The 11,475-nt window shown below is 70.5% G+C and carries 7 protein-coding genes; all 7 read left to right on the forward strand.

Going from position 1 to position 11,475, the window contains the following annotated elements:
- Positions 1–222: 222 nt before the first annotated feature.
- The 7 genes from ACIQI8_RS31300 (at position 223) to topA (ending at position 11,390) form a co-directional block, all read left to right on the forward strand.
- Positions 223–2,631, forward strand: coding sequence for a sodium-translocating pyrophosphatase (locus tag ACIQI8_RS31300; protein ID WP_402357551.1), 2,409 nt, complete (start codon positions 223–225; stop codon positions 2,629–2,631).
- A 205-nt stretch (positions 2,632–2,836) separates the two neighbouring features.
- The gene (locus tag ACIQI8_RS31305; RefSeq protein WP_402357554.1) at positions 2,837–3,427 is read left to right on the forward strand and encodes a small secreted protein; all 591 of its coding nucleotides are present in this window, start codon (positions 2,837–2,839) and stop codon (positions 3,425–3,427) included.
- A 107-nt stretch (positions 3,428–3,534) separates the two neighbouring features.
- Positions 3,535–5,052 (forward strand): methyltransferase, encoded by a 1,518-nt coding sequence (locus ACIQI8_RS31310; protein ID WP_402357557.1) that lies wholly within the window; start codon positions 3,535–3,537, stop codon positions 5,050–5,052.
- 218 nt (positions 5,053–5,270) lie between these two features.
- Positions 5,271–6,998, forward strand: coding sequence for a protein kinase (locus tag ACIQI8_RS31315; protein ID WP_402357560.1), 1,728 nt, complete (start codon positions 5,271–5,273; stop codon positions 6,996–6,998).
- The gene (locus tag ACIQI8_RS31320) at positions 6,956–7,816 is read left to right on the forward strand and encodes a septum formation family protein (RefSeq protein WP_402357563.1); all 861 of its coding nucleotides are present in this window, start codon (positions 6,956–6,958) and stop codon (positions 7,814–7,816) included. Before ACIQI8_RS31315 ends, ACIQI8_RS31320 begins: the two co-directional genes overlap by 43 nt.
- A gap of 141 nt (positions 7,817–7,957) precedes the next feature.
- Complete coding sequence (locus ACIQI8_RS31325) at positions 7,958–8,155, forward strand: hypothetical protein (protein WP_402357566.1); 198 nt, start codon at positions 7,958–7,960, stop codon at positions 8,153–8,155.
- Positions 8,156–8,561: 406 nt separating this feature from the next.
- Positions 8,562–11,390, forward strand: a complete 2,829-nt coding sequence (gene topA, locus ACIQI8_RS31330; RefSeq protein WP_402357569.1) for a type I DNA topoisomerase — start codon at positions 8,562–8,564, stop codon at positions 11,388–11,390.
- The last annotated feature ends 85 nt before the right edge of the window (positions 11,391–11,475 follow it).

Here is an 11,475-nt window from a genome sequence, read left to right on the forward strand (position 1 = left end):
GTGAATCAATTCACGATCAATGGCCCGATAATTCGATCAAGCGCCGATGCAGGCGTCAATGCCTCCGGGGCATTACTCCATTCGGGTTCCGTGGCGTGTTGTCGATCATTTGCTGTAGGGCATGTGAATGCTGATTCCGTTTACCGCGCTCTGTTTTGATCAGGTGCGGGTACCTAGAATCCGTCCACATCTTGAGCTCAGCACAGGCGTCAAGGAGGACGAATGGCGGGGCTTTCTACCCCTCAGCAGTTGGACCACCCCACAACCCTCGCAGCCGCGGTACTGACCGACGACAACCGGATCATCGTGATCGTGATCGCGGTGGTCGCCCTGGCCGCGCTCGTGGTCGCGGGCGTCCTGGTACGCCAGGTGCTCGCGGCGGGCGAGGGCACCGACAAGATGAAGGAGATCGCGTCGGCGGTCCAGGAAGGCGCCAACGCCTATCTGGCCCGACAGATGCGCACACTGGGCGTATTCGCCGTCGTGGTCTTCTTCCTGCTCATGCTGCTGCCCGCGGACGACTGGAATCAGCGCGCCGGACGATCGGTGTTCTTCTTGATCGGCGCGGGGTTCTCGGCGGCCACCGGCTATATCGGCATGTGGCTCGCCGTGCGCAGTAATGTGCGGGTCGCCGCGGCGGCCCGGGAAGCGACCCCGGCGGAGGGAGAACCGGAAAAGGATCTCATCACCGTCTCGCACAAAGCCATGAAGATCGCTTTCCGCACGGGCGGCGTCGTCGGCATGTTCACAGTGGGGCTCGGTCTGCTGGGCGCCTCGTGTGTGGTGCTGGTGTACGCGGCCGACGCGCCGAAGGTGCTCGAAGGCTTCGGCCTCGGCGCCGCGCTGATCGCGATGTTCATGCGTGTCGGCGGTGGCATCTTCACCAAGGCCGCCGACGTCGGCGCCGACCTGGTCGGCAAGGTCGAGAAGGGTATTCCGGAGGACGACCCGCGCAATGCCGCGACCATCGCCGACAACGTGGGCGACAACGTCGGCGACTGCGCGGGCATGGCCGCCGACCTCTTCGAGTCGTACGCCGTGACCCTGGTGGCCGCGCTGATCCTCGGCAAGGCCGCCTTCGGCGACTCCGGACTCGCCTTCCCGCTGATCGTGCCCGCGATCGGCGTCGTCACCGCCATGATCGGCATCTTCGCGGTCGCCCCGCGCAGGACCGACCGCAGCGGCATGTCCGCGATCAACCGCGGCTTCTTCATCTCCGCGGTGATCTCGCTCGTACTGGTCGCGGTGGCCGTCTTCATCTATCTGCCCGGGAAGTACTCCGACCTGGATGGCGTCACCGATGCCGCGATCCGGGCCAAGGACGGCGATCCGCGGATCCTCGCGGTCGTCGCGGTGGCGATCGGCATCGTGCTGGCGGCCGTCATCCAGCAGCTGACCGGCTACTTCACCGAGACCACCCGCCGCCCGGTGCGCGACATCGGCAAGACCTCGCTCACGGGGCCCGCCACCGTCGTCCTCGCCGGGATCTCACTGGGGCTCGAATCGGCCGTCTACACCGCCTTGTTGATCGGCCTGGGCGTCTACGGCGCCTTCCTGCTCGGCGGTACGTCGATCATGCTCGCGCTGTTCGCGGTCGCGCTGGCCGGCACCGGCCTGCTCACCACGGTCGGCGTGATCGTCGCCATGGACACCTTCGGACCCGTCTCCGACAACGCGCAGGGCATCGCGGAGATGTCCGGCGACGTCGAGGGCGCGGGCGCGCAGGTGCTCACCAACCTGGACGCGGTCGGCAACACGACCAAGGCCATCACCAAGGGCATCGCCATCGCCACCGCCGTCCTGGCCGCGTCGGCGCTCTTCGGGTCGTACCGGGACGCGATCACCACGAATGTGGCGGACGTGGGCGAGAAACTCACCGGGGCGGGTGCGCCGCTGACCCTCTCCATGGACATCTCGCAGCCCAACAACCTCGTCGGGCTCATCGCGGGCGCCGCGGTCGTCTTCCTCTTCTCGGGGCTGGCCATCAGCGCGGTGTCGCGGTCGGCGGGGTCGGTGGTCTACGAGGTGCGGCGGCAGTTCCGCGAGCACCCCGGGATCATGGACTACACCGAGAAGCCGGAGTACGGACGAGTCGTCGACATCTGTACGAAGGACGCGTTGCGGGAGTTGGCCACGCCAGGTCTGCTCGCTGTCATGGCGCCCATCTTCATCGGGTTCACGCTCGGTGTCGGCGCCCTCGGGTCGTATCTCGCCGGCGCGATCGGCGCGGGCACGCTGATGGCGGTGTTCCTCGCCAACTCCGGTGGGGCGTGGGACAACGCCAAGAAACTCGTCGAGGACGGCAACCACGGCGGCAAGGGCAGTGAGGCCCACGCCGCCACCGTGATCGGCGACACGGTCGGTGACCCCTTCAAGGACACCGCCGGACCCGCGATCAACCCGCTGCTGAAGGTGATGAACCTGGTGTCGCTGCTCATCGCGCCCGCGGTCATCAAGTTCAGTTACGGCGCCGACAAGAACCTCGGCGTCCGGATCACGATCGCGGTCCTGGCGTTCCTGGTCATCGTCGGGTCGGTCTACATCTCCAAGCGGCGCGGGATCACCATGGGCGACGAGGAGGAGGACGGGGAGCAGAAGACCAAGTCGCCGGATCCCGCGGTGGTTTCGTAGGCGGTCCCACGACACGGTCCGACCGGGCCGGCCCAAGGGGCGGGCGGGAGGCGCGCGTTGACGCGTCGACCGCCCGCCGTCGTGTGGGCGCGCCCTTTTCGTGAGCCTTCTCTCGCCTGGTGCAAATGGCTCTAAAAGCGTCTGTAGGGGACGCCCGACATACGGCTGACGTCCGCACGGCGTGTATGTTCCGGGGCCGAGAGCCATGGAAGGGACCAATCCGGTGAACAAGAAGCTCACGGCCGCACTGTCCGGCGGTGCGGTACTGGTACTGGCGCTGTCGGGATGCAGCAGCGACGACAGCAACGAGAAGCTGGACGCCTGGGCCAAGCAGGTGTGCGACGCGGTGCAGCCGCAGGCCAAGAAGATCGAGGCCGCCAACGCCGCGATCCAGCAGCAGACCTCGGACAACAGCACTCCGGAGGACGTCCAGAAGACGGATGCACAGGCTTTCCAGGACATGTCCGACGCCTACAAGGCGATCGGGGACGCCGTGGAGAAGGCCGGGGCCCCGGATGTCGACGACGGTGCGAAGAAGCAGACGAACGCGGTGAAGGAGCTCGACGGGATCGCCACGTCGTACGCCTCCTTGAAGACGCAGGTCGACAAGCTCGACACCAAGGACCAGGCGAAGTTCGCCGACGGCCTCAAGGACATCGCGACCTCGCTCGACAAACTGGGGCAGAGCGGGAACGACGCGCTGAAGACGCTGGAGGAGGGTGACGTGGGGAAGGCGATGGCCAAGCAGGCCACCTGCAAGAGCGCGTCGGCTTCTTCCTCGTCCACGGCCAGCTGACGCTGCAGGGGGTGCGGGCAGGGGCGCTCGGCGTCCGGACTGGGCGGGTACGGCTGTCGTAGGCGCACCGCTACGCGCTTAGCCGTGCGCCCGGACACAATGGGTGTGTGAGTAACTCAGGCCTGCCCGCCCTGCCCGCTTCCGACCGCTCCGACGTCGCCGCCCTGCTGCGGGACGCCCTTCTTGCCGCGTCCTTCACCGCCGACGGGCTGCTCGATCTGCTCGGGGCCCCCGCTTATGCGGCGCTGGCCCGTAGTGAGACCGTGCCCGCGCTGAGGGCGACCAGAGGGGACACCCCGCTCGCGGTGCTCGTGCGGCTGTTCCTGTTGCAGCAGCCCGTGCCGCACGCGCGCGTGGAGGGCGTTCTGCCCGTCGCCGCGTGTCTGGAGGCAGGATGGCTCGTCGCCGTCGGGGCGGACGAGGTCGCCGCGACCGTGGACGTGCGGCCGTACGGCGGACCCGGTGGCGAGGACTGGTTCATCGTGTCGGACCTGGGGTGCGCGGTCGGCGGGGCCGGCGGGATCGGCAGCCGCGAGGAGGGCGTCGTCCTGGGTGTCGGTGGCGCGTCCACCACCCTCGCGGGCATCACCGTGCGTACGCCCGTCCCGGCCGCCCTCGACCTCGGTACCGGCTCCGGCATCCAGGCACTGCACGCCTCCCGGCACGCCACGCGCGTGACGGCGACCGACGTGAACCCGCGCGCGTTGCACATCACCGCGCTCACGCTGGCGCTCTCCGGCGCGCCGGCCGCCGAACTGCGCGAGGGCTCGCTGTTCGAGCCGGTCAAGGACGGGGAGACGTACGACCTGATCGTGTCGAACCCGCCGTTCGTGATCTCGCCGGGCGCGCGGCTGACGTACCGGGACGGCGGGATGGGCGGGGACGATCTGTGCCGCACGCTCGTTCAGCAGGCGGGGGAGCGGCTGGCCGAGGGCGGGTTCGCGCAGTTCCTCGCCAACTGGCAGCACGTGGAGGGGGAGGACTGGCAGGACCGGCTGCGGTCGTGGGTGCCGCGCGGCTGCGACGCGTGGATCGTGCAGCGAGAGGTGCAGGACGTCACGCAGTACGCCGAGCTGTGGCTGCGGGACGCCGGCGACCACCGTGAGGACCCGGCCGAGTACCAGGCGCGGTACGACGCGTGGCTGGACGAGTTCGAGGCGCGCAAGGTGCGGGCCGTGGGCTTCGGCTGGATCACCCTGCGCAGGACGGACGCCGCCGAGCCCTCGATCCTCGCGGAGGAGTGGCCGCACCCGGTCGAACAGCCGCTCGGAGAGACCGTACGGGCGCACTTCGACCGCCTCGACTACCTGCGGGCGCACGACGACGCGGCCCTGCTCGAAGAACACTTCAGGCTGGCCGGAGAGGTCATCCAGGAGCAGGTCGGGCTGCCCGGCGCCGAGGACCCCGAGCACGTCGTGCTGCGCCAGCATCGCGGGATGCGCCGGGCCACCAAGGTCGACACGGTCGGCGCGGGGTTCGCGGGCGTGTGCGACGGCTCGCTGAGCGCCGGTCGCATCCTGGACGCGATCGCCCAACTGGTCGGCGAGGACCCGGTCCTGCTGCGCGACCGCACACCGGCCCAGATCCGCCTCCTGGTGGAGCAGGGCTTCCTCGAACCGGCCTGATTCCCCTCGGATCCGGGCCGGGATCCCGGCCCGGTCCGGGTCCGGGTGTGACGGGTGCGCGTCACGGCTGGGGCGCGCCCGCACCCCTGATACCCCTGTGTCCGACCTGATGGGATTGGCCCCGAAAAGGGCTGCTGTCAGTGGCGGGTGCGAAGCTCTCTTCGAGAGACAGGCCGCACGCGTTCTCGGGGGAGGCGCGCTGTCTCGGGGGAGGCGCGATGGCGGGGGAGACGCCGGATCAGGGCGAGGACAGGATCATCAACGGCCGGTACCGGCTGACGCGGACGCTCGGCGCGGGCGGCATGGGCCGTGTCTGGCTCGCGTACGACGAGGAACTGGCCTGCGAGGTCGCGATCAAGGAGATCGCGCTCGCGGACGTGCCGATGGACCCGAGCGCGCCGTCCCAGCGCATCGCGCGCGCCCGCAGCGAGGCCCGGCACGCGGCCCGTCTGCGCGGCCACCCGCACGTGGCGACGGTGCATGACGTGGTGATGCACGAGGGGCTGCCGTGGATCGTCATGGAGTACGTGCCGGACGCGGTCGACCTCCAGGCGGCCGTACGGCGGACGGGGCCGCTGTCGCCCGTCCAGACGGCCCGCATCGGGCTCGCCGTGCTCGACGCGCTGACCGCCGGGCACCGTATCGGCATCCTCCACAGGGACGTGAAACCGGCCAACATCCTTCTGGCGTCGGACGCTTCGGGCGACCCCTACGCGCGCGTGCTGCTCACCGACTACGGCATCGCGCTCCAGCCCGAGTCCCGCGAGCCGCGCCTGACCGCCACCGCCGGCATCCTCGGCACGCCCGGATATCTCGCGCCGGAGCGCGCGCGGGGCGAGCCGCCGACACCGGCCGCGGACCTGTTCTCCCTGGGCGCCACGCTGTACGCGGCCGTCGAGGGCCGCGGCCCCTTCGACCGCCACGGCGACTACGCGACCCTGACGGCCCTGCTCGGCGAGGAACCGACCCCGGCGGAGGGGGCCGGCGAACTGACCCCGGTGCTCCAGGGGTTGCTGGTCAAGGACCCCGTCCGCAGGTCGTCGCCCGAGACGGCCGCGCGGGGGCTGGAGCGGGTGGTGCGGGGAGCTCCGCACGGGGCGGCCGACGGGGGCGGGGGGTTCGGGCCACCGGTCGGGTACGTCCCGAGTGCGCCGCCCGGGTACGTCCCGAGTGTGCCGCCCGGGTACGTCGGAAGCCCGACTCCGGGTTACGTCGCCGGCCCCGAGCCGGGTTACGTCAGCAGTCAGCCGCCGGAGTACGCCGGTGGCTGGAGCGGTGGCCCTGGGGCGGGGACGCCGCAGACTCCGGGTGCGCCCCAGGGCCCGAACTCCCCGCAGACACCGCACACTCCGGCGAGCGGTCCCGCCGGTCCGGTCACGCCCGGCGCCACGCCGGGGTCGTCACCCGGGCCGTCGGCCTACGACAGGTGGACTCCGCCCACCCAGCAGCGCGCGGTGGATCCGGCCAACCCGTACGCGCAGCCGACGCCAGGCACTCCGTACGTGGGCGGGTCCACGCCGGCGGCGCCGCCCGAGGGCGCGGGCGGGGCTCCGTACGCCGGGAGCGACAACTCGGCGCGCGCTCCAGGGAGTGCGGTTGCGGGGCCGTACGGCGGAGGTGGCGCCCCGCCGGCGTACCCGCAGGGTGGCGTGGGCGCCGCACCGCCGTACCAAGGCGCCGGTGGTCCGCCGCTCCACCAAGGCGGCAGCGCGACACCGCCGTATCCAGGTGCCGGCGCGACACCGACCAACGCCGGCGCCGGCCCCGGTGGTTACTGGAGCGCGGCTGCTCCCACGGCATACGGAACCGGTGGCCCGGGCGTGCCCGGTGGTGGGCGGTCGGCGTCGCCCCGGGGTCGCCTGGAAAGCGGCGGTCGGCGCTTGTCGCGCTCGTCGTGGGGGTCGTGCTCGTCATCGTCGGTGGCGCGTGGGGCGTTGCCTCCCTGATCGGCGGGGACGGTGATGACGGCAAGAACAGCGCGGCCACCAAGAAGTCCGCGTCGCCGAGCGGGTCGCGGAGTTCGGCGGCGCCGACCGGGCCGGTGCTGCCGTACGGCGATGTGGTGGGGCTCGGCCGGCCCCTGGAGACCGGGGACTGCGTGAAGGCGGTCTGGTCGGGGACGCCGTTCGAGTCCGCGCCGAACCTGGGAGTGGTGGACTGCGCGAACGACTGGCCCGACGGCCAGGTCGTGGCGGTCGACACGGCCACCGACTACGCCGACGCCCGCGCTCGGGGTGCGCGGCGCTGCGAGAGCCAGAGCAGGGCGGTCGTGGACGCGCTGCCGGATGCGGCCGGGTACGCCGTCGTACCGACGAGGGAGGGGTTCGCGGCGGCCGACAGCGGTACGGCGTGTCTCGTACTGGGGCGGCATGCGGCGATCGGCGGTGAGGTGGGCAGTTTCAGGGACGCGGGCTCGAACCTGTGGGTCGGTCAGATGAGCGTCGGAGACTGCTGGGAGTACGTGGAGGTGGAGAACGGGTACAAGGCGCCGCTCACCGACTGCGCCAAGCCGCACACCGACCAGGTCATAGGGGTCGTGCAGGCTCCGGGGACGATGAGTTTCAAGAAGGCGTCCGAGAACGCGACCAAGCTCTGCGGCAACAAGTTCGAGTCGACCTGGGCGCCCGGGTCGGAGCGGGTCGTCTACGGCTGGGTGGCCGATCAGGACGACTGGGACCGCGGCTTCAGCAGGGTGGTGTGCACGGTGAGTCGCTCGGACAACACGAAGACGACCGGAAAGATACCTGTGCCCGGCTCCGTATGAGGCGGGTGCGGGACGGCCGCCGGGGTGTGCCGACAGGCGCGTCGGCCCCGCGTTCACCTGGGGTTCGTCTGTGCGCCGCCCGCCCGTGTCAGCCTCCACGGGCCGGGCACGCGCGGACGGGAGATAAGGGGCGACGGAGCCATGGAGAGCGGACCTGCGGTCTTCGCGGGGGTGGTGTTCGCCCTGTTCGGAGGCGGGCTGCTGGTGTGGACGGTGAGCCGGGCGCGGCAGGGGGAACCGGTCGCGCAGGGTGTGAGTCCGGTCGCATCGGTGACGATCGCGACTCTCGCGTCCGTGATCGCGCTGATTCTCGGGGTCTGGTGCTTCACAAGGGTCTGAAAGCGGGCCCGGAGCTGGGACTCCGACAACTGGGAGGTGATCCTCCGGTCAGGCGCGAAAGAGCCGGTGGGTACTCCGGGCGGCAGGAATGGCGGTAGTCGGGTTACCGTTCGAGTGGCCGTTGCGGGCTTTTCCCGTTTGACACGGGGGCGGGATGTACCGTCACACTCCGCAGCGTCACCATGACCCGACCCCGGCCAAGCGACCCCGGGGAGATGCAGGCACGTCCCCACGCCGCCCGGCACGCACTCTCGCCGCACCGGCCGAAGGCCCTGGTAGCTCCGCTACGAGGACCTCCCGCCGGCACGCTGAGAGCACGCACCGCACGACGCGGAAACGCACCTGCATCTCCCGGAGCCGCTTACGCCTGGGGAGGCCCCAGCGTCGACCGGAGAGAAGAGCGAAGTTGTCCCCGACCAGCGAGACCGCACACGGCGGCCGCCGACTCGTCATTGTCGAGTCGCCCGCCAAGGCGAAGACGATCAAGGGCTACCTTGGCCCCGGATATGTCGTCGAGGCGAGTGTCGGGCACATCCGCGACCTTCCCAACGGCGCCGCGGAGGTGCCCGAGAAGTACACGGGCGAGGTCCGACGCCTCGGCGTGGACGTCGAGCACGACTTCGAGCCGATCTATGTGGTCAACGCCGACAAGCGGGCCCAGGTCAAGAAGCTCAAGGACCTGCTCAAGGACTCCGACGAACTCTTCCTGGCCACCGATGAGGACCGCGAGGGCGAGGCCATCGCGTGGCACCTCCTGGAGGTCCTGAAGCCCAAGGTCCCGGTCAAGCGCATGGTGTTCCACGAGATCACCAAGGACGCGATCCGCGCCGCCGTGGCCAACCCGCGCGACCTCAACCAGCTGATGGTCGACGCCCAGGAGACCCGCCGCATCCTCGACCGCCTCTACGGCTACGAGGTCTCGCCGGTCCTGTGGAAGAAGGTCATGCCGCGCCTGTCGGCCGGCCGTGTCCAGTCCGTCGCCACCCGGCTCGTGGTGGAGCGGGAGCGCGAGCGCATCGCGTTCCGTTCCGCCGAGTACTGGGACCTGACGGGCACCTTCGGGACCGGCCGTGCCGGTGACGCGAGCGATCCGTCGTCCCTCGTCGCCCGCCTCCAGGCCGTCGACGGCAAGCGGGTCGCCCAGGGCCGTGACTTCGACTCCCTGGGACAGATCAAGAGCGCGAACACCCTCCACCTGGACGAGGCCAACGCCCGCGCGCTGGCCGCCGCCCTGGAGAACACGCGGTTCGCCGTCCGCTCCGTCGAGTCGAAGCCGTACCGCCGCTCGCCGTACGCCCCGTTCCGTACGACGACGCTCCAGCAGGAGGCCAGCCGCAAGCTCGGTTTCGGCGCGAAGGCCACGATGCAGGTCGCGCAGAAGCTGTACGAGAACGGCTACATCACCTATATGCGTACGGACTCCACGACCCTGAGCGAGACGGCCGTCACCGCCGCCCGCGCCCAGGTGACGCAGCTGTACGGCGCCGACTACCTGCCGGCCCAGCCGCGCGTGTACGCCGGGAAGGTCAAGAACGCGCAGGAGGCGCACGAGGCGATCCGCCCCTCGGGTGATCGTTTCCGCACGCCCGCCGAGACCGGCCTGACCGGTGACCAGTTCCGGCTCTACGAGCTGATCTGGAAGCGGACCGTCGCCTCCCAGATGAAGGACGCGGTCGGCAACTCCGTCACCGTGAAGATCGCGGGCACCTCGTCCGACGGCCGGGACGTCGAGTTCAGCGCCTCCGGCAAGACGATCACCTTCCACGGCTTCCTCAAGGCCTACGTCGAAGGCGCGGACGACCCGAACGCCGAGCTGGACGACCGCGAGCGCCGGCTGCCCCAGGTCGCCGAGGGCGACGCGCTGACCGCCGAGGAGCTCACGGTCGACGGGCACGCCACCAAGCCCCCGGCCCGCTACACCGAGGCCAGCCTCGTCAAGGAGCTCGAAGAGCGCGAGATCGGCCGCCCGTCGACGTACGCGTCGATCATCGGCACGATCCTCGACCGCGGCTACGTCTTCAAGAAGGGCACGGCCCTGGTGCCGTCCTTCCTGTCCTTCGCCGTGGTCAACCTCCTGGAGAAGCACTTCGGGCGGCTCGTCGACTACGACTTCACCGCCAAGATGGAGGACGACCTCGACCGCATCGCCAGCGGCGAGGCGCAGGCCGTGCCGTGGCTGCGGCGCTTCTACTTCGGCGAGGGCGAGGCGCGCGGCGCCGCCGAGGCAGGCAACGGCGACGGCGACCACCTGGGCGGCCTCAAGGAGCTCGTCACCGACCTGGGCGCGATCGACGCCCGCGAGGTGTCCTCCTTCCCCGTCGGCAACGACATCGTGCTGCGCGTCGGCCGCTACGGCCCGTACGTGGAGCGCGGCGAGAAGGACTCCGAGAACCACCAGCGCGCCGACGTGCCCGAGGACCTGGCACCGGACGAGCTGAGCGTCGAGCACGCGGAGGAGCTGCTCGCCAAGCCGAGCGGCGACTTCGAGCTGGGCGCCGACCCCGAGTCGGGCCACCAGATCATCGCCCGCGACGGCCGCTACGGCCCGTACGTGACCGAGGTGCTGCCCGAGGGCACCCCGAAGACCGGGAAGAACGCCGTCAAGCCGCGTACGGCCTCGCTGTTCAAGTCGATGACCCTCGACACGGTGACGCTGGCCGACGCGCTCAAGCTGATGTCGCTGCCGCGCGTCGTCGGCACGGACGCGGACGGCGTGGAGATCACCGCGCAGAACGGCCGCTACGGCCCGTACCTGAAGAAGGGCACGGACTCGCGGTCGCTGACGGCCGAGGACCAGCTCTTCACGATCACGCTGGAAGAGGCGCAGGCGATCTACGCCCAGCCCAAGCAGCGGGGCCGCGCGGCCGCCAAGCCGCCGCTGAAGGAACTGGGCGTCGACCCGGTCAGCGAGAAGCCGGTCGTGGTGAAGGACGGCCGCTTCGGGGCGTACGTCACCGACGGGGAGACCAACGCGACCCTGCGCTCCGGCGACAGCGTCGAGGAGATCACCCCGGAGCGCGGCTACGAGCTGCTCGCCGAGAAGCGCGCCAAGTCGCCCGCCAAGAAGACCGCGAAGAAGGCGCCCGCCAAGAAGGCACCGGCCAAGAAGGCGACGGCGGCCAAGAAGACCGCGGCGAAGAAGACGACGACGGCCGCCAAGAAGACGACCGCGAAGAAGGCCGCCACGAAGACGGTCGCCAAGAAGGCGACGGCCTCGAACTCGGCGGACGACTGAGAGACGTTCAGGGCGGGGCCCGGAATGGGCTCCGACCTTCACGTTCTGTTCGCGAAACGAACGCCTCGGCATCAGTTTGGTGTCG

Origin of the sequence: Streptomyces sp. NPDC092369 (assembly GCF_044755245.1) — a bacterium.
Taxonomy (GTDB): Bacteria; Actinomycetota; Actinomycetes; order Streptomycetales; family Streptomycetaceae; genus Streptomyces.